At 67.2% G+C, this 26115-nt stretch carries 22 protein-coding genes; 11 read left to right on the plus strand and 11 right to left on the minus strand.

All coding sequences use genetic code 11. From position 1 onward, the window contains the following. Window position 1: 1 nt before the first annotated feature. Both cyoB and cyoA read right to left on the minus strand, forming a co-directional pair. Entirely contained in the window at window positions 2-2014 is a 2013-nt protein-coding gene (cyoB, locus tag WAF18_RS13710) for a cytochrome o ubiquinol oxidase subunit I (protein WP_183425438.1), read from the minus strand. Between the two features lie 42 nt (window positions 2015-2056). Then, on the minus strand, window positions 2057-3259 hold the full coding sequence (cyoA, locus tag WAF18_RS13715) for a ubiquinol oxidase subunit II (RefSeq protein WP_337245611.1): 1203 nt from the start codon (window positions 3257-3259) through the stop codon (window positions 2057-2059). A gap of 178 nt (window positions 3260-3437) precedes the next feature. On the opposite strand from cyoA, the gene WAF18_RS13720 reads away from it, so the two are divergent. The 5 genes from WAF18_RS13720 to WAF18_RS13740 all read left to right on the plus strand — a co-directional run bounded on the left by WAF18_RS13720 (window position 3438) and on the right by WAF18_RS13740 (window position 8437). Further along, window positions 3438-4772, plus strand: coding sequence for an MFS transporter (locus tag WAF18_RS13720; RefSeq protein WP_337245612.1), 1335 nt, complete (start codon window positions 3438-3440; stop codon window positions 4770-4772). Between the two features lie 397 nt (window positions 4773-5169). Next, window positions 5170-5613 carry a 30S ribosomal protein S6 gene (gene rpsF / locus WAF18_RS13725; RefSeq protein WP_183425435.1) on the plus strand — a complete coding sequence of 148 codons (444 nt, stop codon included), beginning with the start codon at window positions 5170-5172 and terminating at the stop codon, window positions 5611-5613. 11 nt (window positions 5614-5624) lie between these two features. After that, on the plus strand, window positions 5625-5855 hold the full coding sequence (rpsR, locus tag WAF18_RS13730) for a 30S ribosomal protein S18 (protein WP_047135782.1): 231 nt from the start codon (window positions 5625-5627) through the stop codon (window positions 5853-5855). 152 nt (window positions 5856-6007) lie between these two features. Next, window positions 6008-6460 carry a 50S ribosomal protein L9 gene (rplI, locus tag WAF18_RS13735; protein ID WP_183425434.1) on the plus strand — a complete coding sequence of 151 codons (453 nt, stop codon included), beginning with the start codon at window positions 6008-6010 and terminating at the stop codon, window positions 6458-6460. A 576-nt stretch (window positions 6461-7036) separates the two neighbouring features. Continuing rightward, window positions 7037-8437, plus strand: coding sequence for a replicative DNA helicase (locus tag WAF18_RS13740; protein ID WP_047135784.1), 1401 nt, complete (start codon window positions 7037-7039; stop codon window positions 8435-8437). Window positions 8438-8568: 131 nt separating this feature from the next. Here WAF18_RS13740 and WAF18_RS13745 read toward each other — a convergent pair whose 3' ends face one another. The 3 genes from WAF18_RS13745 to WAF18_RS13755 form a co-directional block, all read right to left on the minus strand. Continuing rightward, window positions 8569-9039, minus strand: coding sequence for a YbaY family lipoprotein (locus tag WAF18_RS13745; RefSeq protein WP_337245613.1), 471 nt, complete (start codon window positions 9037-9039; stop codon window positions 8569-8571). Window positions 9040-9119: 80 nt separating this feature from the next. Next, complete coding sequence (locus WAF18_RS13750; RefSeq protein ID WP_337245614.1) at window positions 9120-9974, minus strand: endonuclease/exonuclease/phosphatase family protein; 855 nt, start codon at window positions 9972-9974, stop codon at window positions 9120-9122. 11 nt (window positions 9975-9985) lie between these two features. Further along, complete coding sequence (locus tag WAF18_RS13755; RefSeq protein ID WP_337245615.1) at window positions 9986-11767, minus strand: M14 family metallopeptidase; 1782 nt, start codon at window positions 11765-11767, stop codon at window positions 9986-9988. Between the two features lie 182 nt (window positions 11768-11949). On the opposite strand from WAF18_RS13755, the gene WAF18_RS13760 reads away from it, so the two are divergent. The 5 genes from WAF18_RS13760 to WAF18_RS13780 all read left to right on the plus strand — a co-directional run bounded on the left by WAF18_RS13760 (window position 11950) and on the right by WAF18_RS13780 (window position 16801). Beyond that, a complete protein-coding gene (locus WAF18_RS13760) occupies window positions 11950-13572 on the plus strand; it encodes an oligopeptide:H+ symporter (protein ID WP_255492638.1) in 1623 nt (540 codons plus the stop codon). A 24-nt stretch (window positions 13573-13596) separates the two neighbouring features. Next, window positions 13597-14214, plus strand: coding sequence for a rhomboid family intramembrane serine protease (locus tag WAF18_RS13765; protein ID WP_337245616.1), 618 nt, complete (start codon window positions 13597-13599; stop codon window positions 14212-14214). A 115-nt stretch (window positions 14215-14329) separates the two neighbouring features. Beyond that, window positions 14330-15250, plus strand: coding sequence for a hypothetical protein (locus tag WAF18_RS13770; protein ID WP_337245617.1), 921 nt, complete (start codon window positions 14330-14332; stop codon window positions 15248-15250). Window positions 15251-15618: 368 nt separating this feature from the next. Continuing rightward, window positions 15619-15828 carry a cold-shock protein gene (locus WAF18_RS13775; RefSeq protein WP_047135789.1) on the plus strand — a complete coding sequence of 70 codons (210 nt, stop codon included), beginning with the start codon at window positions 15619-15621 and terminating at the stop codon, window positions 15826-15828. Window positions 15829-15982: 154 nt separating this feature from the next. Further along, window positions 15983-16801 carry a DUF3298 domain-containing protein gene (locus WAF18_RS13780; RefSeq protein ID WP_337245618.1) on the plus strand — a complete coding sequence of 273 codons (819 nt, stop codon included), beginning with the start codon at window positions 15983-15985 and terminating at the stop codon, window positions 16799-16801. Here WAF18_RS13780 and WAF18_RS13785 read toward each other — a convergent pair. Next, window positions 16784-17641, minus strand: coding sequence for an NAD-dependent protein deacetylase (locus tag WAF18_RS13785; RefSeq protein WP_337245619.1), 858 nt, complete (start codon window positions 17639-17641; stop codon window positions 16784-16786). The two genes, WAF18_RS13780 and WAF18_RS13785, sit on opposite strands and share 18 nt — an antisense overlap. A 586-nt stretch (window positions 17642-18227) precedes the next feature. Continuing rightward, complete coding sequence (locus WAF18_RS13790; protein ID WP_337245620.1) at window positions 18228-20381, minus strand: M3 family metallopeptidase; 2154 nt, start codon at window positions 20379-20381, stop codon at window positions 18228-18230. Between the two features lie 263 nt (window positions 20382-20644). On the opposite strand from WAF18_RS13790, the gene WAF18_RS13795 reads away from it, so the two are divergent. Then, entirely contained in the window at window positions 20645-21151 is a 507-nt protein-coding gene (locus WAF18_RS13795; RefSeq protein ID WP_337245621.1) for a glutathione peroxidase, read from the plus strand. A 53-nt stretch (window positions 21152-21204) separates the two neighbouring features. Here the strand turns inward: WAF18_RS13795 and WAF18_RS13800 are convergent, their stop codons facing one another. The 4 genes from WAF18_RS13800 to WAF18_RS13815 form a co-directional block, all read right to left on the minus strand. Further along, on the minus strand, window positions 21205-21999 hold the full coding sequence (locus WAF18_RS13800) for a ferredoxin--NADP reductase (protein ID WP_337245622.1): 795 nt from the start codon (window positions 21997-21999) through the stop codon (window positions 21205-21207). A gap of 108 nt (window positions 22000-22107) precedes the next feature. After that, window positions 22108-23784, minus strand: a complete 1677-nt coding sequence (locus WAF18_RS13805) for an AarF/UbiB family protein (protein WP_337245623.1) — start codon at window positions 23782-23784, stop codon at window positions 22108-22110. 103 nt (window positions 23785-23887) lie between these two features. Next, window positions 23888-25762, minus strand: a complete 1875-nt coding sequence (locus WAF18_RS13810) for an ABC transporter ATP-binding protein (protein WP_337245624.1) — start codon at window positions 25760-25762, stop codon at window positions 23888-23890. 113 nt (window positions 25763-25875) lie between these two features. Beyond that, window positions 25876-26112, minus strand: a complete 237-nt coding sequence (locus WAF18_RS13815) for a hypothetical protein (protein ID WP_183425422.1) — start codon at window positions 26110-26112, stop codon at window positions 25876-25878. Window positions 26113-26115: the final 3 nt, after the last annotated feature.

Genomic DNA, 26115 nt, shown 5'->3' on the forward strand with positions numbered 1-26115 from the left:
ATCAGAGCGCCTGCTGCGCGAGATCGCGCGTGCGTTGTTCCTCGGTGTCGATCACGTCCTGGGCGGGGATGTAGTACTCGCGGTCGTAGTTGAAGGTGTGCGCGATCGCCGCGACCACCAATGCCACGAACGACACGCCCGCCAGCCACCAGATGTGCCAGATCAGGCCGAAGGCCAGGGCGACACTGATCGCCGAGAGCACCACGCCCGCACCGGTATTGCGCGGCATGTGGATCGGAACGAAACCGGCGAGCGGACGCTTGTAGCCGTGACGCTTCATATCCGCCCAGGCATCGATCTCATGGACCACTGGGGTGAAGGCGAAGTTGTAGGCCGGCGGGGGCGAGGAGGTCGACCACTCCAGCGTGCGGCCGTCCCAGGGATCGCCGGTGACATCGCGCAGCGCCTTGCGCTTCCGCACGGCCTGGACGATCGACATGATGAACGCGCCGATGCCGGCCGCGACCAGCGCCGCGCCGATCGCCGCGACCACGAAGAACAGATGCAGCGAGGTGTCCTCGAACTGGCTCAGACGGCGCGTCACACCCATCAGACCCATGATGTAGAGCGGGGTGAACGCGACCCAGAAGCCGGTCAGCCAGCACCAGAACGACACCTTGCCCCAGAACTCGTCGAGCTTGAAGCCGAACGCCTTCGGGAACCAGTACACCATGCCGGCGAACAGGCCGAAGACCACGCCGCCGATGATGGTGTTATGGAAGTGGGCGATCAGGAACAGGCTGTTGTGCAGCACGAAGTCGGCCGGCGGCACTGCGAGCAGCACACCGGTCATGCCACCGATGACGAAGGTGAACATGAAGCCGATCGTCCACAGCATCGGGACGTCGAAGCGGATCCGTCCCTTGTACATCGTGAACAGCCAATTGAAGATCTTCGCGCCCGTGGGGATCGAAATGATCATCGTGGTGATGCCGAAGAACGCATTGACGCTTGCGCCCGAGCCCATCGTGAAGAAGTGGTGCAGCCACACCAGGTACGACAGGATCGTGATGACTGCGGTCGCGTAGACCATCGAGGTGTAGCCGAACAGCCGCTTGCCGCAGTACGTGGACACGACCTCGGAGAAGATGCCGAAGGCCGGCAGCACCAGGATGTAGACCTCCGGGTGGCCCCAGATCCAGATCAGGTTCACGTACATCATCGGGCTGCCGCCCAAGTCGTTGGTGAAAAAGTTGGTGCCGACGTAGCGGTCCATCGTCAGCAGCGCCAACGTCGCGGTGAGGATCGGGAACGTCGCGACGATCAGGATGTTGGTGCACAGCGAGGTCCAGGTGAAGATCGGCATGCGCATGTACTTCATGCCCGGCGCACGCATCTTGACGATCGTCACGATCAGGTTGATGCCCGACAACGTCGTGCCGACACCCGCAACCTGGAGTCCCCATAGGTAGTAGTCCATGCCGACGCCTGGACTGTAGTCGGCGCCCGACAACGGCGGGTAAGCCAGCCAACCGGTCCGCGCGAACTCACCGACGAACAGCGACAGCATGATCAGCACCGCACCGGCGGTGGTCATCCAGAAGCTGAAGTTGTTGAGAAACGGGAACGAGACGTCGCGCGCGCCGATCTGCAGCGGCACGATGTAGTTCATCAGGCCGGTCACCAGCGGCATCGCCACGAAGAAGATCATGATCACGCCGTGGGCGGTGAAGATCTGATCGTAGTGGTGCGGGGGCAGGAAGCCCTCGCCGCCGCCCGAGGCCAAGGCCTGGTGGGCGCGCATCAGCAGCGCGTCGGAGAAGCCGCGCAGCAGCATCACCAGCGCCAGGATGCAGTACATGATCCCGATCTTCTTGTGGTCGATGCTGGTGAACCACTCCTTCCACAGGTAGCCCCAGAGGCGGTACCGGGTGACGAGCACGAGCAGCGCGATGCCGCCGAGCGCGGTGCCGATGAAGGTCGCCGCGAGGATCGGGTCGTGGAGGAAGGCCAGGGACTCGAGCGAAAGACGCCCGAGCCATGGTGAGGTGAGTTGGTCCTGGGGTGCGGACATGGGGTTCCTGCCTAGTACTGGATTCGGTGATGCGATCCGGGATCAGCGGCCCGAGGGGCCGCCGTCGTCGTCCGGCTTGCCGGGCGCGCCTTGCTGCTGCGGCGCCTGTCCCGGTGGAATCGGCTGCACGCCCTGATCGTCGGCGCCTTCGCTCGAAGGCGTGGGTTGCGGCGTCGGTTCCTCGGGCGAGACGGCCCGCGGCTGGTGGCCCTGGGGCTCGTCGCCGCGCGCCTCGCGGCCGGCCTCGGGGAAGGTCGCGCCCGGCGCGGCCACCGGCTCTTCGGCGTGACGGTTGTCGTAGCGCAGGCGGGCGTAGTTGGCATGGCTGTCGACGCCGCCGCCGCCCGAGCGGTCGATATGCATCATCTCGTGGACGCACATCGAGCCCGGTGCCACGCACATGTTGAGGATCGCCTCGTACAGCGCCGGGTCGACATTGCCGAAGTAGCGCACCGGCTCACGCTCGGACGGCTTCTCGAGCACCAGATACTCCTGGCGGCCCAGCGGCGTCTGGTCGGCCTGCACCTTGCGCACCCAGGCATCGAAGCCGTCCTGGCTCATGCCATGGAAGTTGAAGTGCATGTGCGAGAAGCCGTCGCCGCTGTAGTTGCCCGAGAAGCCCTTGTACACGCCCTCTGCGTTGATCACGGCGTTGAGCTTGGTCTCCATGCCGGTCATCGCGTAGATCTGGCCGGCCAGCGCCGGGATGAAGAACGAATTCATCATCGACGAAGAGGTGATCTTGAACTCGATCGGCACGTTCACCGGCGCGGCGAGCTCGTTGACCGTCGCGATGCCCTGCTCGGGGTAGAGGAACAGCCACTTCCAGTCGAGCGCGACCACTTCGACCACCAGCGGCTTGACGCCCTCGGCGATCGGCGTGTTCGCGTCGATCCGGTCGAGCGGGCGGTAGGGATCGAGTTTGTGGGTGGCGATCCAGGTCACCGTGCCCAGCACCAGGATGATCGCCAGCGGCGCCGACCAGATGATCAGCTCCAGGCGCGTGGAGTGGTGCCAGTCCGGCGCGTACTCGGCGTCCTTGTTCGACGCGCGGTATTTCCAGGCGAAGAAGAACGTCAGGAAGATCACCGGGACGATGACCAGCAGCATCAGGCCGGTGGACAGCAGGATCAGATCGCGCTGCTGCATGGCGATGTCGCCGGACGGCCGCATGAGCACCCAGTCACAGCCGGACAGCAGCAGGGCGGTCCCGAACAGGACCGAGAATCGGAGGAAGGATTTCATTGGCGGGAGATCAACGACTGAAAAGGGAAACGGCTTGACGGAAGCGCCACGTCTGGGCGGCTAGCGTGGAATCAGGGCAGGGCGCGGGCGCGTGCTGCTGCGCACCTTGCGTGGTGGGCCCGTTTGGGGGTCACAATGCGGTGCATTATCCCCCATGACGACCGGAGACAGCGCGCAGATGAGCGAAACCGCACAGCAAGCCACCACCGGGCTGGATGACGCGCCGGAGACCGACGACCTGGAGATCTCGCCGGGGAAGATCGCCTTCCCGGTCGTGATGGGCCGCACGTCGGAGTTCTTCGACTTCTTCGTCTACGGCATCGCGTCGGTGATGGTCTTCCCTTATCTGTTTTTTCCCGACAGCGACCTGAGCCAGGCCGCGCAAGTGCAGGCCACACTCAAGTCGTTCGCGATCTTCTCGCTGGCGTTCATCGCCCGGCCGATCGGCTCGGCGGTGTTCATGGCCATCGACCGCAACTTCGGCCGGGCGGCGAAGCTGATCGTGGCGCTGTTCCTGCTGTGCGGCTCGACCATGGCGATCGCGTTCCTGCCCAGCTACGCCCAGGCAGGCCTGCTGGCGCCGGTGCTGCTGGCGGTCTTCCGCTTCGGTCAGGGCCTGGGCTGGGGCGGCGCCTGGGACGGGCTGCCGTCGCTGCTGTCGCTCAGCGCGCCGAGCGAACGCCGCGGCTGGTACGCCATGGTGCCGCAGCTGGGCGCGACGTTCGGCTTCATGCTCGCGGCGGGCATGTTCCTGGTATTCATCCGGGTCCTCGGCCATGAGGATTTCATGGCCTGGGGCTGGCGCTTCCCGTTCTTCGTGGCGCTGGCGCTGAACGTCGTCGCGCTGTTCGCGCGGCTGCGCCTGGTGGTCACGCCGGAGTTCGTGCAGCTGTTCCGGCAGCAGGAACTGCAGCCGCGCCGGATCGGCGAGACCATCCGCACGCATCCACGCCAGGTGCTGCTCGGTGCGCTGATCCCGCTGGCGAGTTACGCGATGTTCCATCTGGTGACGATCTTCCCGCTCAGCTGGGCCACGCTGTACACCGATCACAACGCCGGCGATTTCCTGGTCAGCCTGATGATGGGCGCGGTGGTGGGCGGGGTGGGCATCGTGCTGTCGGGCCTGCTGGCCGACCGGGTCGGCCGTCGCGGGCAACTGGCGATCGCGGCGGTGTTGATCGCGATCTTCAGCTTCTTCGCGTCCGGCCTGCTGGGCGACGACACGACCGCCGGCCGCACGACCTACGTCGTCGTGGGCTTCGCGCTGCTGGGGCTGTCGCTGGGGCAGGCGAGCAATGCGATCGCTTCGCGCTTTGAGAGCATCTACCGCTACACCGGTGCGGCGGTCACGTCCGACATCGCCTGGCTGCTGGGCGCGGGCTTCGCGCCGCTGGTCGCCCTGGGTGTGTGCAGCCGCTTCGGGCTGGAATACGTCGGCTACTACCTGCTTTCCGGTGCCGTCGTGACGCTGGCCGCGCTGGGCTTCAGCCGGACCCTGGAAACCGTGCGCTGATCGCCACGCACCGTGCGCCCGGGTGGGCGCGCGGTCGGTTCGGCGATGGGCGGTGGTCTGCACGATGCGATCGTCCGGGCCCGAGACATCCGGGCATGAAGAGGCGGGGGAGGGGCCTGCGGCTCGACTCGGGCGCGTCCGGTCGGGTGCGCTCCGTTGTCGCGGTGGCCGGGTGTCCATTTCACCATGCCCGCCTGCGACAGGGCTGCGACCGAGTGTCGCACCTGCGCGCAGGCCGGCCTGCGCATGTCCCCGCCCTTGCCCGGAGGCAGCGAATCTGTGAGAATCGCCGGCTCCCTGCGCTCAGGCGCTGAGGAGACCCTTGCCCCACCGCGCACGCGGGGGGCTATCCGGACCGCCGCCGACCGGCGCGGTCGATATCCGAAAGGAAACCACTATGCGTCATTACGAAGTCGTGTTCTTGGTCCACCCGGACCAGAGCGAGCAGGTGCCCGCGATGATCGAGCGTTACAAGTCGATGATCGAAGGCGCCGAGGGCACCATCCACCGTCTGGAAGATTGGGGCCGTCGTCAGCTGGCCTACCCGATCAACAATCTGGTCAAGGCCCACTACGTGCTGTTCAACATCGAGGTCGGCCAGGCCGGTCTCGATGAGCTCGTCGAGGCGTTCCGCTTCAACGATGCCGTGCTGCGTCACCTGGTGATCCGCCGCGAAGAGGCCGACACCGAGCAGTCGCTGATCATGAAGAACAAGGACGACAAGGGCGACAAGCCCGAGCGTGGCGAGCGTCGTCGTCGCGATGACGAGGGCGAGTCCACCGGCGGCGACGCCGACGGCGACAAGTCCGACAAGCCCGACACCAACGCCGAAGCCGCCTGAGGAGCACGTCCATGTCCAAGTTCTTCCGCCGCCGCAAGTTCTGCAAGTTCACCGCCGAGGGCGTCAAGGAGATCGATTACAAGGATCTCAACACCCTGCGCCAGAACCTGACCGAGAACGGCAAGATCGTGCCCAGCCGCATCACGGGCACCAAGTCGCGTTACCAGCGTCAGCTGGCCACGGCCGTCAAGCGCGCTCGTTACCTGGCGCTGATCCCGTACACCGACAACCACAATGTGTGAGGCCGGCGGGTCCCTGCGCTGAAGCCCGGCCTTCCATGGCCGGACTTTAGAAAAAAGCGGATGGCGGCACCGTTTTTCACCATCATTCCGTCCGGTTCGGACAGCACTCGTTGCGGCGCCTTGGGCGCCGCTAACGAATACGGAGCTACACCATGCAACTGATTCTGCTGCAGAAGGTCACCAATCTCGGCAACCTGGGTGACAAGGTCAACGTCAAGCCGGGCTATGGCCGCAACTACCTGGTGCCCCAGGGCAAGGCAGTGCCGGCGACCGAGGCCAATCTGGCCGAGTTCGAGACCCGCCGTGCCGAGTACGAGGCCAAGGCCAAGGCGCAGCTCGACGAGGCGCAGTCGCGTCTGGCCAAGCTCGAGGGTGCGAGCGTCACCGTCTACGCCAATGCATCGACCGAGGGCAAGCTGTACGGTTCGGTCGGTCCGCGCGAGATCGCCGATGCGCTGACCAAGGCGGTCACGCCGGTCAACAAGTCGGAAGTCGTGCTGGGCGAAGGCGCGTTCCGCAACACCGGTGAGTACGAGGTGGTCGTGCATCTGCACGCCGACGCCGAGACCACGGTCAAGGTGATCATCGAAGGCGAGGTCGCCTGATCCATCGGATCGGGTGGTCCTTAGACGGGCGCCGCAAGGCGCCCGTTTTCGTTTGGGCTGCCCGCAAAACCGGGGTCAGAGTGCAATTTCGTCTTGTGAAATTGCACTCTGACCCCGGTTTTAACCGAGCCGGCTCACCCGGGACGGGCTCGACGCGACCGCACCCCGCCAGTCCGCTGCTCGAGAACGTCCGGCTGGGCGACTTCTGTGACGCCTCGACGAAAGCGTGCGCGCACCGGGTTGGTGTTCGGGCGGCCAGTCTTTCGCCCAGTGAAAAGCCGTCCACGGATTCAGAGCGGTCAAGTTCCGGATCGCGAGCGAGGGCTCGGCCGGGCGTTGCGGAGAGCGGACCATGGATGGTCCGCGGCGGCGAGTCAGTCAGGGATGACTGACCGAGCCGAGGAGCAATCCCGGCCGGGTACTCGCAGCCTCCGAAGAAGTCGTCTCAGTCCGCGAGATAACCCGTTGTGAAGCTGCGCATCGTTAGGCTTATCCACAGGTTATGGGGTCGCGTGTCCACAGGCCCGCGCTCTAGCATGCCACTTGCCGTAATCCGTTCTTTCTGAAGTCCACGCCATGTCCGCACGTCCCGAATACCGCAATGACCACCGTGCCGATGCGCGCGTCGAACAGCTGCGCATCCCGCCGCAGTCGGTCGAGGCCGAGCAGGCCGTGCTCGGCGGCCTCATGCTGGTGCCCGATGCCTACGACCGCATCGCCGACCTGCTGGTGTCGGAGGATTTCTACCGGCGCGATCACCAGAAGATCTACGCCGCGATCCAGGAACTGGCCGAGAAGAACAAGCCGTTCGATGCGGTGACGCTGGGCGAGTGGTTCGAGTCCAATGGGCTGTCGGAACTGGTCGCTGGTGGCGCGTACCTGGGCGAGTTGGCGAGCACGACGCCGTCGGCGGCCAACATCCGCGCCTATGCCGAGATCGTGCGCGACAAGGCGATTTTGCGCCAGCTGATCGATGTCGGCACCGAGATCGTCAACGATGGCTTCCAGCCCGAGGGCCGCGACAGCAGCGAAATCCTGGCCAAGGCCGAGCAGCAGGTGTTCAAGATCGCCGAGGCCGGTGCCCAGGGGCGCAGCGACTTCACCGCGATCAACAAGGCGATGGCCGACGCCTTCGACGTGCTGCAGACGCGCTACAACAACGGCGGCGGGGTGACCGGTCTGCCGACCGGCTACACCGAGTTCGATGAGATGACCGCCGGCCTGCAGCCGACCGACCTGATCATCCTGGCCGCGCGTCCGGCGATGGGCAAGACGACGTTCGCGCTCAACATCGCCGAGTACGCCGCGATCAAGACCAAGAAGGCGGTTGGCGTGTTCTCGATGGAAATGTCGGCCAGTCAGCTCGCGCTGCGCCTGATTTCCTCCAATGGCCGGGTCAATGCGACGCGCCTGCGTACCGGCCAGCTCGAGGACGAGGACTGGAGCAGGGTGAGCAGTGCGATCCGCATGCTCAAGGAGACCAAGATCTTCATCGACGACACGCCGGGCCTGGGCCCGGATGTGCTGCGCGCCAAGTGTCGCCGCCTCAAGCGCGAACACGACCTGGGGCTGGTGGTGATCGATTACCTGCAGCTGATGTCGGTGCCGGGCAACAGCGAGAACCGCGCGACCGAGATCTCCGAGATCTCGCGCTCGCTCAAGGGGCTGGCCAAGGAGCTCAACGTGCCGGTGATCGCGCTGTCCCAGCTCAACCGTTCGCTGGAAACCCGCGCCGACAAGCGTCCGGTGATGGCCGACCTGCGCGAGTCGGGCGCCATCGAGCAGGACGCCGACATCATCATCTTCATCTACCGCGACGACTACTACAACAAGGAAACCTCGCCGGACAAAGGGCTGGCCGAGATCATCATCGGCAAGCAGCGAAGCGGTCCGACGGGGTCGGTGAAGCTGAAGTTCTTCGGTGAATACACCCGCTTCGACAATCTCTCGCACGACTCGATCGGCAGCTTCGAGTAACGCGCAGCAGTCGCGTCATCATTGCGTTGTCGGGGGCGTGCCGCGTCACGCGCCGAGGACGGCAAACAGATCTTGCCGATGCCCAGACCGCCGCCCGTCAGGCGGCGCGCAGCCTCGCGTCCAGCATCGCGTTACGGCTGGACATGATGCAGCCGGACGCGGCCGACGTGCAGGCCGGCGCTGGAGGGATCGATCGCGACCGGCATGGCATCCTCGGTGCGGAAGCGTGGCGCGCCGTCGGGCATCGACACGGTGATCTCCAGGGCGGCCGCGCCCGTCAGGCGCGCGCGCGGCACGTCGAGCGCGAACTCGTAGGGCCCGGCGCCGACGGTCGTGCTGCGTTCGGCCAGCACGCGCGCCTCGCCTGTGCGGGCGGGGTCGACCAGGCGGACATCGAGCCGGGACCCCTCTGGCATCAGGATCTTTTCGAAGTAGACGGCCTCGCCCTGCAGGGTGAGCGATGGCTGCGGCACGCTGTCGGTCATCGGCGGAGCTCCTGCGGCGACGGTCGGGGCGGGGGTCTGGCAGGCGCCGAGCAGCGCCACGGGTAGCACTGCGGCAGTGATGCGGGCCAATTTCGGGAACGGGCGGGTCGGGGACATGGGGTGGACTCCACAGCTGTGATGCCGCCCAGCATGCACGCCGCCGGCGCAATGGGCGCGCACTGCCGGGCTGGCGACGGTCACGGGCGCAGGCGTAGCCGGACCCAGGTGCCGAAATGGTCGGACGGCCAGGTGCCCTCGGCATCCGGGGTGTCGAGCACCACCTGCGCGTCGTCGATCTCGAAGCGACCCTGCTGCGCGAGCACCAGATCGATCCGTGACCGGTAGTCGAAGAAGTGCGGGTTGAGCGTGGTCACGCCGGCGCCGTCGGCCTCCGGGTGCTGCGTGCCGTACGCGTCGATGTAGCGCGCGCGCAGCCCCGCGAACTCGGGTGCGCCGGCCGGAGCGTTGAAGTCGCCCAGGATCAGCGACGGCACGTCGCCGGACGTGCGCGACACGAAGTCCAGCGCGTCGGCGACCTGCACTTCGCGGATCGCGCCGCCTTCGAGTGTCCAGTGCAGATGGGTGAAATAGACATCGAGCGGATGGCCGTCGACGTCGAGGCGCGCGTGGCCGATGCTGCGCGAGTCGTCGTGCGGCTGCAGCCGGTGCCAGTCCTGCGCCTTCACCGGCAGCCGAGTGAGCAGGGCGTTGCCGTAACGATGTGCCTGGTCGGCCGGATCGGTGGAAACGAACTGCACCGTGTAGCCGAGTTCGGCGGCGATGGTCTGCGCCTGGTTGTGCAGGGTCTGGGTCTGCAGCACTTCCTGCAGGGCGATGATGTCGGGATCGAGCGCACGCAGTTGCGCGACGATCAGCGGCAGCCGCTTCGGCCAGTCGGCCTTGTCGTGGTAGATGTTGAGCGTGACCACATCCAGTGTGCGTGGTGGCGCCGGTTCGGGCTTCGCGCCGCCGGTCCCGGTGCAGGCGGCGAGGACGAGCAGCGACAACGCCGCGGGCAGGCAGTGACGCATCAGGCGGGACAACGGGGACATGGCAGCTCCAGTCATTCGGGGACGACGTCGGTACGGACGATGGGGTAGAGGTTGTAGCGCGCATCCCAGGCGCTGTGTCGACGATAGAAGTACGTCAGGCGCGCGCTCGGGTCGGCGGCGAAGTCCGGATCGTCGCGCAGTCGGGTGCGGAAGTCCTCGGCGAGCGCCGGGTCGGCGGCCAGCATCTCGCGCGCGACCGCTTCGGCGACGTAGTCCTCCATGTACTCCTTGCGCTCGAAGTGGGTGTTGAAGCGGCCCCAGGCGGCCATCGAGTCGGGCGCCTGCGGCTCGAGCAGCGCGGCGACCAGGCGCGCCTTGGGTTGCGCGATCGGCACGTACAGTGCGCCGGTGCCGATGTCCTGCGGCTCGGTGCGCCAGCGGCCTTCGAGCGTGAGCCGCTGGTGGCCCTCGACCGGCGCGGTGCCGAATGCGGTGCGCTCGGCGCGGAAGGTCTCGACGGCGAGCTGGGGATGGGCGCGCGTGAGCGTCGAATAGGCGATGCCGTGCCGGTCGAGAGCCTGGGCGACGCTGGCTGCGTGGGCGGCGGGCACGATGTAGCCTGCACGCGGCAGCGTGACGGTCAGTGACGGCACGATCTCGTCGCGCAGCGGCACCCGCCAGATCTGCGGTGTGGTCTCGTCGTAGCGCGTCATCAGCGCGCCGGAGACCTCCGACAGCGTGCGGGTGTAGGCGTAGCCGCGGAAGTCGACCATCCGCGCGCGTGTCGTGGCCTGCCAGTCCAGCGGCAGCGGGGTGCCACCGAGTGCGGCGGCACGGGCGTCGGCATCGGCCGCCACCCGCATCCACGCGCGACCATGGCGGGCGATCTGTTCGAGCACCGAGACCACGGTGTTGCGGGTCAAGGCCACGCGGACCGGGTAGGGCTTCCACGAGTGGGTCTCGATCAGCATCGCCACCCGGTTGCGCAACGGGAAGTAGCCGGTCGAAAAGCGCGGCGGCGACACGCCGTCCTCGAAGCCCGAGGCCGGATCGTCGGATTCGACGAACGACGGGTAGTAGGGCAGCGGCAGCGCGCCCTGGCGCGCGAGGTCGTCGATGACCGCGTCACGGAACGTGCGCCCGACATCGCGCATCTGCGCATCGCCCGAATGTACCGGCTCGACCTGCACCGCGATGTCATGCTCGAACTGCGCGCCATTGGTCGCGTGCAGATCGACATAGGCGATCGGGTCCCAGGCTTCGACCAGCGCCAACATCGCCTGCATCTCCGGCGCCTCGGCCTTGGCGTAGTCGCGGTTGAGGTTGTAGTTCTGCGCCGTCGTGCGCCAGCCCATCTCGCGCGGGCCGCGCTGGTTGGGCCGGTTCCAGGCCGCGAAACGCTCGTGGCCATCGGCGCTGAACACCGGTACGAACACCCAGACCAGCGCGTCGAGCGCGCCGGGTGCGGCGTCGCCGTCGAGCACCTGGCGCAGCGCCAGAAAGCCGGCGTCCTTGCCGTCGATCTCGCCGGCGTGGATACCGCCCTGGATCAGTACGACCGGAATGCCCCGCGCACGCGCCTGCTCAGGATCGAGCGTGCCGCTGCGGCTGACGATCAGTGCCTGCATCGGCCGGCCTTCGGGCGTGGTGCCGAATTGCGTGCAGCGCACCGCATCGGGATGCAGGCGGGCGAAGGTGGCGCACAGGCGCACGACCTCATCATAGCGGCCGGTCTCGACGAAGCCGCTGCGCTCGGACACGGTGATGCGCGGATCGTTGGTTGCCGCCGCGGGCGACAGCGGCGCGGCGAGCGTGGCGGCAACCAACAACGGCAGGAGCGGGCGGCGGAACATGGCGGCGGTCCGGAAGAGAGCGACCGTGCATGATGCCCGGCCGGGCGCGCACGCCCAAGGGCGCGCATCGCGATCGCTGCCCAGCGCCCGGCACTTGCCGTCGATCGGCCGGCATGGCAGTCGTGGGCCGGGCGCGAGGATCGGGTAGGCTGTGGGGTTCCCAGACTGCCTTCGACGTGCCGATGACGACCGTCCAGACCACTGCGGGCCGCATGCCCCGCCAGATCTCCTACATCATCGGCAACGAAGCCTGCGAGCGCTTCAGCTTCTACGGCATGCGCAACATCCTGGTGCCGTTTCTGATCAGTTCGGTGCTGTTGGCCTATCTGCCCGAGGGGCCGGAGCGCGACGGCGCGGCCAAGGACATCTTCCACATGTTCGTGATCGGCGTGTACTTCTTCCCGCTGCTGGGCGGGTGGTTGTCCGACCGGTTCTTCGGCAAGTACCACACCATCCTGTGGTTCTCGCTGATCTACTGCGCCGGCCATGCGTGCCTGGCGCTGTTCGAGAACAACGCCGCGGGGTTCTACACCGGCCTGTTCCTGATCGCACTGGGCTCGGGCGGCATCAAACCGCTGGTGGTCTCGTTCTGCGGCGACCAGTTCGACCAGAGCAACAAGGACAAGGCCAAGCTGGTCTTCGACGCGTTCTATTGGATCATCAACTTCGGTTCGTTCTTCGCGTCGCTGCTGGCGCCGCTGTTCCTGCGCCATTTCGGGCCGGCGGTCGCCTTCGGCATCCCCGGCATCTTGATGTTCATCGCCACGTTCGTGTTCTGGCTCGGGCGTCGGCGCTATATCGACGTGCCGCCGGCCGGCCGCGATCCGCACGCCTTCTTCGAGGTCGTCAAGACCGCGCTGCGCGCCGAGCGTCCAGGTGCCGGCCGTCCGGGCCTGTTGGTCGCGCTGTTCGGTATCGCGGTCGCCGCGCTGTTGCTGGTGCTGTGGGCGCTGTCGGCGGTGGGCGTGGTGCCGCCAGCCTGGGCCGAGTCCTTCAACTTCGTGATCTCGGCGTGCCTGGCGCTGGGCGTGATCATTGCCGCCGGCGGCGTCGGCGCCTCGATGCAGCTCGAGCGCGCGCGCGGGTCGCACCCCGATGCCGCGGTCGACGGCGTGCGCGCGGTGCTGCGGATCCTGATCGTGTTCGCGCTGGTCACGCCGTTCTGGTCGCTGTTCGACCAGAAGGCCTCGACCTGGATCATCCAGGGCCGCGAGATGGTGATCCCGCACGCGGCGTGGTGGTGGCCGAGCTGGCTGATCCAGGACGCGGCGCAGATGCAGGCGCTCAACCCGTTGTTGGTAATGCTGCTGATCCCGTTCAACAACCTGGTGCTGTACCCGGCGCTGCGTGCGATGGGGCTGTCGGTGACGCCGCTGCGCCGCATGGGCTGGGGCATCGCGTTCTCGGGCGTGGCGTGGATCGCCGCCGGTGCGATCCAGCTGTGGATCGATGGCGGCGAGCAGGTCTCGCTGGCCTGGCAGTCGTTGCCGTATCTGTTGCTGACCTTCGGCGAGGTCCTGGTGTCGGCAACCGCGCTGGAGTTCGCTTACAGCCAGGCGCCGCAGGCGATGAAGGGCGTGATCATGGCGTTCTGGTACCTGACCAGCACCTTCGGCAGCCTGTGGGTGCTGCTGACCAACGCCGGCGTGCGCAACGAGGCGGTGACCGCGTACATCGCCTCGTCGGGACTGAGCGAAAACGCATTCCTGATGTTCTTCTTCGCCGGGTTCGCGTTCCTGGCGGCCTTGGCGTTCGCGGCGTATGCGCGGCGCTATCCCATGCAGGACAACTATCGTGTTGCCTGATCCGTCCTTCCGGAAGCCCGTCCGATGAACCTCGCTCCCGTCACGCTGCTGCTGATCGTCGTCACCGCCGTGGTGTCGTGGCAGGCGTTCGAAAAGCCGCAATTGCTCGCCCGGCTGATTCTGTGGCCGCCGGCGGTGGACCGATATCGCCAGTACGACCGGCTGCTGACGCATGGCTTCATCCATGCCGACTGGCAGCACCTGCTCTTCAACATGATCACGCTGTTCTTCTTCGGCGGCGGCATCGAGCGCGCGTTCGCGCCATACATCGGCCCGGTCGGCTTTCTGCTGTTCTACCTGTCGGCGATCCTGGTGGCGATCCTGCCGACCTATCTGCGTCACCGGCGCGACCCGCACTATCGCAGTCTGGGGGCTTCGGGCGCGGTGTCGGCGGTGCTGTTCGCGTCGATCCTGCTCAACCCGTGGTCGAGGTTGCTGGTGTTCTTCATCCCGATGCCGGCGATCGTGTTCGGCGTGTGCTATGTCGGCTACAGCATCTGGATGGACCGCCGAGGCGGCGACAACATCAACCACAGCGCGCATCTGTGGGGCGCGGGTTACGGTGTGTTGTTCACCGTGATGATGGAGCCCCGCGTGCTCGGCAGCTTCGTCGATCGCCTGATGTCGCCGTCGTTCTTCTAACGGCGCCGTTGTTCTTCTAACGGCGCGCACAGCGCGGCTTGCGTCCGCGCTCACCGGCCTTGCATGCGATGCGTGATATCCCTGCACGCACATCCATCAAACGGAGTGCATGTCCATGGCCGTGACCCGAGCGAAAGCCACCAGCCTGCTCAACAAGACCGAGATGGGCTTGTACGACGCCAGCCGCGCCAATGCAGTGCGCGGTCTGAGCGACGCCCAACTCGCCAAGCTGGTGACCCGCGCGCGCACCGCCCGCGATCGTGCGCGCGATCTGGAGAAGCGACAGCGTCTGGCTTCGCGCAAGTCGACCGGCAGCAAGACCGGACGGACCGGGCAGGCGAACGCGCGCACGGGTGAGAAGGCCGAACTGCTCGCCGACATCCTCGGCCGCCTCGAAACGCGCCAGAAGGACAACGCGAAGGCGGCCAAGGCGGCGGCGACGGCGGCACGCAAGTCCGCAAAGAAGACGAGCGCGACGGGCGCACGCAAGCCGGCTGCCAAGTCGGCCGCTGCTGCCAGCGCGGCAGGCACGCGCACGAAGTCTGTTAAGTCCGCCAAGACCGCCACGACCAGCAAGGCCGCCAAGGCGGCGACCAAGACCTCGGCAACGTCGGCCACCTCACGGCGTGCGGCGTCCGCAACGACATCGACCAGTGTCGGCAAGACCACGGCCAAGCCGGCATCGGCCCGGTCGCGCAAGACGGCCACGGCGCGCTCGCCGGATGCCGCGGACAAGCCGGCGGCGCCCGCGCGCAAGTCGCGCCGTGGTACGCGTATTTCGCCCGAGCGCGCGCTCGACAATACGCGGCAGTTGCTGGAACAGCACGAAGCGCAGGCGCGCACGCCCAAGCCCTGGGAAGAGATCGGCCACGATGGTGCAGCGCCGGCGACGCCGGGCTTCCAGTCGCCGCAGGCCCGTGCCAAGGCGCTGGAACTGCACGCTGCCGAAAGCCGGCAGGCCTCGATCAACGGCAGCAGCAGTACGCGCGACCGCAAGAACCAGGGCAAGCGCGATCGCCGGGCGGCGACGGACTGAGCGGCCTGTTGCTGGGGGCCGCGGTGTTCCACGCCTCATCCGCAGCCGGCATGGCGGCGCTGGGCCAGCCGGCCCAGGCAGCCGCCGGCCATCCCCTTGGCACCGACGGGGAGGGTGGCATCGTCGTCCCCCTATTCACATTTCAGTCGATAATTGCGGTATCGTGCGCGGACTGTTCAAGGCGGGATCACGGTACATCGTGGCTCCGATGCGGTAGATCCAATCTCACGACGGCCGGAGCTTTTCGGTCGGGACGATCCGCTCCATCGCTTTCGCGTTACCCCTTGCTAGACAGTCGCGGCAACCGGCCATCCAAACAACGCCGGTCGTCGTGTTCCAATGACCACACTGCTTCAAGGAGTAACACCATGTCAGAGCGCCAGACCGGAACCGTCAAGTGGTTCAACGATGCCAAGGGCTTCGGCTTCATCACCCCGGAAAGCGGCCAGGACCTGTTCGTCCACTTCCGCTCGATCCAGGGCACCGGCTTCAAGTCGCTGCAGGAAGGCCAGAAGGTCTCCTTCAAGGTCGTGCAGGGCCAGAAGGGCCTGCAGGCTGACGAGGTGCAGGCGATCTAATCGCCCGCAGCGTCTGCCAGATCCGGCCCCGGACGGTAACGTCCGGGGCTTTTTCGTATGCGTCGGCCTGGCGTCCGTCGTTCACGACCAGGCCACGTCGATGTCGTTAGCGTTTCGTGAGTTCCATGCCGCTGGGCGGCCCCGAGGATCGATGATGAGACGGATGGTGCTGTGCGTATTGCCGCTGTTGCTGCTGGCCTGCCAGCGTGAGGCGCCCGTGCCGGCGCAGCCGGCGGCCGGATCCGGGGGCGCCGATGCCGAGGCAGTGCAGCCGCTGGCCGAAACGCCAGTCAAGCTCGAGGATGTGGTCGAGATGGACCCGCGCTACATCGTGGGCATCAGCTACCCGCCCGAAGCCAACAAGTACCCGGGGCTTGCCGCCGAGCTGCATCGCTTCGCCGAGGCGGCCCGCGACGAGCTCAAGCAGGCCTTGCCGGGCACCGAGCTGCAGCCGGGTGTGACCTACGATCTGTCGTTGAGTTTCACCACGCTGCTCGACACCCCGCGTGTGCTCGCCATCGCCGCCGATGGTGGCAGCTACACCGGCGGGGCACACGACAACCCGATCATCGCGCGTTTCTTCTGGCTCGTCCGCGAGGAGCACTTGCTCACCGCCGACGAACTCGTCACCGACGCGGGCGATTGGCAGGCGATTTCGGACTACGTGCGCGAGCAACTGCATGCCGCACTGTCGCAGCGCATCGACGCCGATGAGCTCGATCCGGCCGAGCGCAGTCGGATGATGCAGACCGCAGGCCGGATGATCGATGAAGGTGCGCGGCCGGACGTGGCCAACTTCCAGCAGTTCGAGCCGATCGCCGGGCAGGGCGGCAAGCTGGCGGGTCTGCGTTTCGTGTTTCCGCCCTACCAGGTCGGCCCTTACTCGGACGGGATGCAGACCGTCGAGGTGCCGGCGTCGGTGCTGGTGCCGCACGTGGCGCCGGCGTATCGCGATCTATTCGTCGCCGGCTGAGGCGTCGCGCGCAAGCGCGCCCAAGGTGCGGCCGATCTCGGCATCGAGCCGCAACGTGGCCAGTGGGTCGGCGCGCGTGACCCCGCGGTTGAGGATCGCCAGCGGCAGCCCGGCCTCGTGGGCCATCTTGGCGAAACGGAAGCCCGAGTAGACCATCAGCGACGAGCCGACGACGAACATCGCGTCGCTTGCCGCCAATGCCGTCCTTGCGGCTTGCACGCGCGCTGTCGGCACGTTCTCACCGAAGAACACGACGTCGGGTTTGAGCAGGCCGCCGCAGTGCAGGCACTGTGGCGGCACGAAGATGGCTTCGGACTCGGTGGCGATGTCGGCGTCGCCATCGGGCGCCATCGCGGCCGCACCCGGATGCCAGTCGGGGTTGTCGGCGACGAGTCTGGGCTGCAGCGCATCGCGCGGCATCGCCGTGCCGCAACCCAAGCAGACGACGCGGTCGAGCCGGCCGTGCAGGTCGATCACCGAGCGGCTGCCGGCGGCCTGGTGCAGGCCGTCGACGTTCTGAGTCAGGAGGGTCGCGATCGGACCGCCATCGCCCAGTGCCGCCAGCGCGCGATGCGCGACGTTGGGGCGTGCGACGGAGAATCGCGGCCAGCCGACGAAGCTGCGCGCCCAATAGCGGCGGTAGATCGCCGGGTCGCCGGTGAACGCCTGCCAGGTCACCGGGGCAGGGCGCTTCCAGGCGCCTTCGGTATCGCGGTAGTCGGGAATGCCCGAGCCTGTGCTGATGCCGGCGCCGGTGAGCACGAAGACACGGCGGAAGCCGCCAAGCCAGTCGCGCAGGCGTTCGGTGGCTTCGGTGTCGTCGAGGCGGATCGCGGACATGCGGCCATGCTACCGCGGACCCTCTGTGTGTCGTAGGCGTGCGCAAGGGATGGCCTCTACGAGACACGCCGGCCGCGCGAATGGACCCGTAGAAGAGAGGGCTCTTTTCCCAAGTGCGGAAGTAGGAGCCCACGTCGGAGAGGCAGCCGCCTGCCAGCCGGAAGCCGCTCTTCCCTCGGTCAGGACATCCTGTCCTGACTCGGGCGCGCGCCATCCCTGGCGCGCTCGACGCGGCCCCTGGCCGCCAGTCTGCTGCGCTGGGCGCTCGCAACCCGACTTCGGATCGACGACGAGTCCCCCGCTGGGAGAAGTCGCCCACTGTCGGCCTCAGTGCCTCGCGCTGGCTGGGGATTGCGATAGCGCGACCGGGGAAGAGATGCCCTGCGTGGCACGCTGCGCATCCATGCAAACGCCACGCGTGTTTCGCGTAGCTGGACCGCGAAGCGGCCTTGACCGAGGGGAGAGCGGCTTCCGGCTGGCAGGCCGCTGCCCATCCGAAGCGGAACGCCCATTCCGGTATTTGGGGAGGAACCAAAAAGAACGCCCGGCGCGGGGCCGGGCGTTGGTCACGCATCGCGATAAGCGATCAGTTCGTCGCGTCCTTCGGATCGGGCGCCAGGCCACGCTTGATCAGCAGAGGCTCGATCTGCGGCTCGTGGCCCGTGAAATCCACGAACAGCTGCTTGGCGTCCTTGCTGCCGCCACGCGAGAGCAGGGTGCTGCGGAAGCGATCGCCGTTGGCGCGGGTCAGGCCGCCGTTCTGCTCGATCCACTGCACGGTGTTGGCGTCCAGCACTTCCGACCAGATGTAGGCGTAGTAGCCGGCCGCGTAGCCGCCGTTGATGTGGCTGAAGTACGGCGTGCGATAGCGCGGCGGCACCGGCGGGTAGTCCAGGCCGGCCGCCTTGAGCGCGGCAGCTTCGGTCGCCATGACCTCCGACGCCTCCGGCAACTGGTCGGCCGGCAGTTGGTGCAGGTACTGGTCGAGCATCGCCGAGCCCAGGTATTCGGTGGTCGCGAAGCCCTGGTTGAACTTGGCGGCGGCCTGCACCTTCTCGAGCAACTCGGCGGGCATCGGCGCGCCGGTGCGGTAGTCCTTGGCGTAGTTGGCCAGCACTTCCGGCCAGTCGGCCCACATCTCGTTGACCTGCGAGGGGAACTCGACGAAGTCGCGCGGCACACTGGTCCCGCTGAAGAACGGGTACTTCACGTCCGAGAACATGCCGTGCAGTGCATGGCCGAACTCGTGGAACATCGTGGTCACCTCATCCCAGGTCAGCAGCGTCGGCTGGCCGGCCTGCGGCTTGGGGATGTTCTGGTGGTTGGCGGTGACCGTCAGCGTGCCGTCGAGCTCGGACTGCGAGACGTAGGAGTTCATCCAGGCGCCGCCGCGCTTGGACGGGCGCGCGTAGGGATCGTAGATGAAGATCGCCAACTGGCTGCCGTCCTCGTTGAAGACGTCGTAGGTCCAGGTATCGGGGTGGTACTTGGGCAGGTCGGTGCGTTCCTTGAACGTGATGCCGTAGAGCTTGGTCGCGGCGAAGAACACGCCGTTCTCGAGCACGTTCTTCATCTCGAAGTAGGGCTTGAGCTGGGCATCGTCGAAGCTGTACTTGTCCTGCCGGACCTTTTCCGAGTAGTAGGCCCAGTCCCACGGCTCGAGCTGGAACGTGGGCTCGCCCTTGGCCGCCTGTTCGCGGTCGATCATCGCCTGCAGCTCGGCGGCTTCGCGCTTGGCGTTGGCCACGGCGGCCGGCGCCAGCTGGCCGAGCATGCCATTGACGGCCTCGACCGTGCCGGCGGTCGAATCCTCGAGGATGAAGGCGGCCTGGTTCGGATACCCCATCAGGTTGGCGCGCTCGGCGCGCAGCTTGAGGATCTGGGCGATCACGCCGGTGTTGTCGTACTGGTTGCCGCGGCTGCCACGGGCGACCGAGGCCTTGTGGATGCGCTCGCGCAGCGCCCGGTTGTTGATCTGCGGCAGCGGCGGCTGGCCGGTGGTGTTGAGCAGGGTGATGACGTACTTGCCGTCCAGCCCACGCGCCTTGGCGGCTTCGGCAGCGGCGGCGATCTGCGCCTCGCTCAGGCCGTCGAGCTCGGCCACGGTGTCGACCACGACGGCCGAGTCGTTGACCTCGTTGAGCACGTTCTGGCTGAACGTGGTCGAGAGCTTGGCCGACTCGGCGTTGATGCGTCGCATCTGCTCCTTCTGCGCATCGCTCAGGTTGGCGCCGGCGCGGACGAACATGGTGTGGTAGCGCTCGACCAGACGCTGGGCCTCGGCATCCAGGCCGAGCGAGCCGACGTTCTTGTACAGTGTGTCGACCCGGGCGAAGAGCTTGGGATTGAGCATGATCGCGTCGCGGTGCGCGGCGAACTTCGGCGCGTAGTCGGCGTCGATCTGCTTGCGCGTGTCGTTGGTGTCGGTGCCGTTGAGGTTGCCGAAGATCCGGCGTGCGCGCGACAGCAGTTCGCCGGACTTCTCAAGCGCGACGATCGTGTTGTCGAAGGTCGGCGGCTCGGGATTGTTGGCGATCGCCTCGATCTCGCGCAGGTTCTCGGCCATGCCGGCGTCGAAGGCGGGGCCGAAGTGCGCGTCCTGGATCAGGTCGAAGCGCGGGTAGCGCAGATCGAGCGTGCTCTCGACGAACAGCGGATTGTCGGCCGGGCGCTGGGCGCTTGCAGCAGGGGCGGTCGTGGCGATGCCCGAAGACTGGGCGAAGACGGGCAGGGCGGACACGGCAAGGGCCGCACACAGTGCAGCGGCAAGCGGGTGCTTGAGCAAGGGTGACTCTCCGGGTGACGTGACCGCCTAGGCTAGCCCATCGGGCGCCGCGATGACTGTGCCGGAAGTCCACACTGGGCATGTGCAAGCCATTCAATGGGATGCAGCTCACTGTTCGCGTGTTGCATGATGGCGATCCGCCGACGCGAGCGATGCGCGACGCCGTCGACGCTGGAACTGCGGCAGACTGCGGGTCATGTTCCCACCCCGTCACTGCCATGACCACGGTCCACGACTTCACTGCCCGCACCCTTGATGGCGCCGACCAGCCGCTGTCGGATTTCGCCGATCGCGTGCTGCTGATCGTCAACGTCGCCTCGCGCTGCGGATTCACGCCGCAGTACGCGGGCCTGCAAGGCCTGTGGCAGGACTACCGCGATCGGGGTCTGGTCGTGCTCGGGTTTCCGTGTGATCAGTTCGGTCATCAGGAGCCGGGCGACGCGGACGCGATCCGCAACTTCTGCGCGCTCAACTATGCGGTCGACTTCCCGATGTTCGCCAAGGTCGAGGTCAACGGTCCGAATGCGCATCCGCTGTGGGCCTGGCTGCGCGGACAGAAGCGCGGACTGCTCGGCAGCCGGCGGATCAAGTGGAACTTCACCAAGTTCCTGGTCGGTCGCGACGGTTGCGTGCGGGCACGCTACGCGCCATCGACCGCGCCGGATGCGTTGCGTGGACGGATCGAGGCGATCCTGGATGAAGAGGCGAGCGCCCAGCGGCGCTGAGCACCACCGATCGTGGGGCACGGCACGCCTGCGTGTCGCACCGCCGTCCGGTCTTACTTCTCGACGAAGGCGCGCTCGAACACGTACTGCCCCGGCGTGCCGATGCGCGGCGCGGCCTCGAAGCCGCGGGCATCGAGCAGGCCGCGGAAATCGGCCAGCATCTGCGGGCTGCCGCAGATCATCGCGCGATCAAAGGCGGGGTCGAGCGGGGGCAGGCCGAGGTCGGCAGCCATGCGCCCGCTGTCGAGCAGTTCGGTCAGCCGGCCGCGGTGACTGTGGCCGTCGAACATGAAGTCCTCGCGGGTGACGGCCGGGTAGTACAGCAGTTGGCGCGAGATCTGCTCGCCGAGGAATTCGTGCCGCGGCAGCTCGTTGACGATGTAGTCGCGGTAGGCCAGGTCCTGCGCCGAGCGTACGCCGTGGGTGACGATCACCTTTTCGAAGCGCTCGTAGGTCTCGGGGTCCTTGATCACCGACAGCCACGGCGCAAAGCCGGTGCCCGTGCCCAGCAGGTACAGATTGCGGCCCGGATGCAGGTCGTGGATCAGCAGCGTGCCGGTCGGCTTGCGGCCCACCAGGATCTGGTCGCCCGGCTGGATGTGCTGCAAGCGCGAGGTCAGCGGGCCGTTGTCGACCTTGATGCTGAAGAACTCGAGCTGCTCTTCCCAGTTCGCGCTGGCGATCGAGTAGGCGCGCAGCAGCGGCTTGCCCTCGACTTGCAGGCCGATCATCACGAACTGGCCGTTGTCGAAACGGAAGCCGTCGTCGCGAGTCGTGGTGAAGCTGAAGTACGCGTCCGTCCAGTGGCGGACGTCGAGCACCGTTTCGGAACCAAAGGCGGAGGACATAGAAGGCAAGACGAGGCGCGGAGCCGCCCATCTTAACAGAGCGATGAGACCGGTTCTCATCTGCGACATGCTGTCGCAGCCCGACACCCGCGCGAACGCGGGACGCCGCTAATGTGGCCCGCTTTCCTCGTTCGGACGCGCGCGGCGGTCGCCGAGCAGGGCACTGAGCACGATCGCGATGCCCAGGCCCGCGCCGGTCAGGAACAGCAGCAGCGCGATCGCCGGGTAGCCGAACAACCGAGGACCGCCGGGGTTGTCCATCATCAGCGCCGAGGCCAGGATCAGCGCGGCGGTGACCACGCCCGCGGCGATGCGATTGGCGATCTTGTGCAGACTCTCGAGCAGATGCGATTCCTCGAGTCCGGTCAGGCGCACGCGCAGGCGGTTCTCGGCCAGCAGCGACAACACGTTGGATACCTTGCGGGGCGCCTCGCGGACCAATTCCTGCAGATCCATCATCTCGCTGGCGAGATTGGCCGGCGACAGCGACTTGCGCAGGCGTTGGCGCATCATGTCGTTGAGGTGGTCCTCGACGACGCGCTTCATGTCCAGCTCGGGGGCCAATGTGCGCACGACCGATTCGAGGTGCAGCAGCGTCTTGCCCAACAGGCTCATCTCCGGCGCGGTGCGCAGCCCGCAAGCGGTGGCCAGGCGGACCAGGTCGAGCACCAGCCGGCCCTCGGTCTGGCCGGTGGCGCCCGATTGCGCGGCATAGCGCGCGACCAACTGGCCGACATCGCGGTAGTAGCGTTCTTCGTCGAAGTCCTCCAGGCGCGTGCCCATCGCGATGCCTTCGGCGGCGACCTGTTCGCCGCGACCATCGACCGCAGCGAACAGCAGCTTGAGCAGGCGCTCACGGGTCCGGGGCGGCACGTGCGCCACCATGCCCAGATCGAGCAGCGCCAGTCGACCGTCGCGGGTGTAGAGCAGGTTGCCCGGATGCGGGTCGGCATGGATCTCGCCGTGTACAAACACTTGGTCGAGATAGCCGTGCAGCAGCGCGGTGGCCAGCGGCGCCATGTCACGCTCGGTGCGCTGCAGGCCGCTGATCGCGGTGACCTTGGTGCCCTCGACCAGTTCCATCGTCAGCAACCGCGGTCGGGTCAGGTCCCAGATCGGCTTGGGCACGAACAGCGATGGGTAGGCGGCGAAGTGCGCATCGAAGCGGTCGAGGTTCTCGGCCTCGACACGATAGTCGAGCTCGGCCAGCAGCGTGCGCCGGAATTCGTGCACCCAGTCGGCGAAGCGCACGCGGCGGCCGAGGTCAGTGACCCGGTCGATGCCACCGGCCAGCCGGGCGAGGGTGTCGAGGTCGTCGCGGATCTGCTCCACGATGCCCGGGCGCTGCACCTTGACCGCGATGTTGCGGCCGTCGCGCAACGTCGCGCGGTGCACCTGCGCCAGCGAGGCGCTGCCCAGCGGGGTCTCGTCGAAGCTGTCGAAAACCTTGTTGATGCGTACACCCAGCGCGTCCTCGACCGCGGCATGGATCACCTGAAACGGCACCGGCGCGACATCGTCCTGCATCCGCTCCAGCGCGGCCAGATAGGCCGGCGGCACCATGTCCGGGCGCGTCGACAGCGCCTGGCCGATCTTGATGAAGGTCGGGCCGAGCGCCTCGAGATCGTCGACGAACGCTTCCGGCTGACCGGCGACGTCGACCTCGTCGACCTCCACCGTTGCCGCGTCCAGGTCGAAGCCGGTCAACACGCCGGCCTTGCGGTACTTCATCAGGAAACGCAGGATCTGCGCGTTGCGCGCGAGCGCCTGGCGGGTATCGGTCATCGCGGGGCTCCGTTGATGCGGGCAGCGTACGCAGCGCCGCGTCAACGCCGTCTCACGGCAGCGGTGCGGCCGCGGGCAACCCGCGCCGTTTCGACCCGCCGCCTCAGCGGTAGCCCGCAGCCTGCAGCTCGAACAGCTCGGCGTAGCGGCCGCCCTCGGCCATCAGCTCGGCGTGCGAGCCGCTGGCTTCGATCCGGCCCTGTTCGAGGACCAGGATGCGATCGGCCATGCGCACGCTGGAGAACCGGTGCGAGATCAGCACCGCGGTGCGCTGGTGCGAGAGTTCCTTGAAGCGGCGGAACACCTCGTACTCGCTGCGCGCATCGAGCGCGGCGGTCGGCTCGTCGAGGATCATGACCTGGGCCTCGCGCATGTAGGCCCGTGCTATCGCGATCTTCTGCCACTGCCCGCCCGACAGATCGACGCCGTTACGGAAGCGCCGGCCGATGACCTGGTCGTAGCCGTCGGGCAGGCCGGCGATGATCTCATCGGCCATCGCCCGGCGCGCGGCATCGTGGATGCGTGCATCATCGTCCATCGCCTCGATCCGGCCCACGCCGATGTTCTCGCCGGCGGTCAGGTGATAGCGCACGAAGTCCTGGAAGATCACGCCGGTGTTGGCGCGCAGCGCATCGAGGTCGTAGTCGCGCAGGTCGTGGCCGTCGAGCAGGATCCGCCCCTCGTCGGGGTCGTAGAGCCGCGCCAGCAGCTTGACCAGCGTGGTCTTGCCGGCGCCGTTCTCGCCCACCAGCGCCAGGACCTCGCCCGCGTGCAAGGTGAAATCCAGATGCCGGACCGCCCAACGCTCGCTGCCCGGATAGCGGAAGCCCACGTTCTCGAACGTGAAGCCCTGGCGGATCGGCTGCGGGAACGGCACCGGAACGCGTGGCGAGGCGATCTCCGGTTCGATCGCGAAGAACGAGAACAGGTCGTCCAGGTACAGGGCCTGGCCGGCGACCTGCGAGAAGCCGACCAGCAGACCTTCGAGCAACTGGCGCAGGCGCAGGAAGCTGCCGGCCAGAAAGGTCAGGTCGCCGATGCTGAAATCGCCGCGCACCGTGCGCCAGGCGATGTAGCCGTAGGCGACGTAGTAGCCCAGCGAGCCGAGTGCCGCCAGCAGCGTGCCCCACAGCGCCCGGCGCCTGGCGAGCGCGCGGTTGGCGAGGAAGAAGCGGTCGGCCAGCGTGCGGTAGCGGTCGATCAAGAACCGGTGCAGGCCGAAGATCTTCACTTCCTTTGCGGTCTCGACGCTGGCGCCGCTCTGGCGCACGTACTCGAGCTGGCGCCGTTCGGGCGTCCACTGGAAGTTGAGCGAGTAACCCAGCGCGTTGAAATGCGATTCGCCGATGAAGGCCGGCACCAGGGCGACGGCCAGCAGCAGGATCAACCAGGGCGCGTAGACCAGCAGGCCGACCGCGAAGCTGGCGACGGTGATCGCATCCTGCACTTGGCCGAACAACTGGCCCATCAGGTTCATGCGGCCCATGGTCTGGCGGCGCGCGCGGTCGAGCTTGTCCTGGAGTTCGGGGTCCTCGAAGTCTTCGAGGTCGAGCGTCGCCGCGTGCTCCATCAGCCGGACGCTGGTGGCGTTGGTGAACAGTTCCGACAACAGCGTGTCGGCATAGCTGACCAACCGTCCGAGCAGATCGGAGCCGATCGCCAACGCGAACTCCAGCGCCAGCAGCCCGGCGAGCGTGTCGAGCGCACCGCTCGACCAGGCCTGCGCCAGGGTGGTGAAACCGCCGTCCAGACCGACGACGCGGATCGCCTCGTCGATAATCAGCTTGCCGACGTAGAGCATCGCCACCGGCAGGAAAGCGCGGACCAGGCGCAGGCCGAGGCTGGCGAGGGTCAGCGGCCGGCTGGTCTGCCAGATCATGCGCAGGAACGGCCGCAGGTTGCGCATCGCGTCGAAGCGCTCGCGCAGGGTAGGGCGGCCGTCGGTACGGTGGGGCTTGGCGGGAGCGGAGGCGGGCATGGCCCATTGTCGCGCCGACGGCGTCGACGCGCAGGCATGCCCGTGCATCCTGCTCATGCCAGCCGCTCATGCCGGATGCGGAAGACGCCGCCAGCGGCGGCGCGGATTCGCGGTCAGCCGCTGCAGCCGCCGCAGCACACCGAGGCCACGCGCTCGATCTGGCTCGGGCGGATCGGATGGCCGGCCTTGGCGAGGATCGTCACCAGATCGTCGTCGGAGGCGGTGGTCGAGACCCGCAGCACGCCGGTGATATCGACATCGGCCAGACCGGCGGGATCGAGGGTCTGCAGCAGGCGCTCGACGGCGTCGATGTCGATCTGCGGTCGGTCGAGATGGATGTTGAATTGCATCGC

It is taken from the genome of Luteimonas sp. gir, from assembly GCF_037198055.1.
GTDB classification, from domain to species: Bacteria; Pseudomonadota; Gammaproteobacteria; order Xanthomonadales; family Xanthomonadaceae; genus Luteimonas; species Luteimonas citri_A.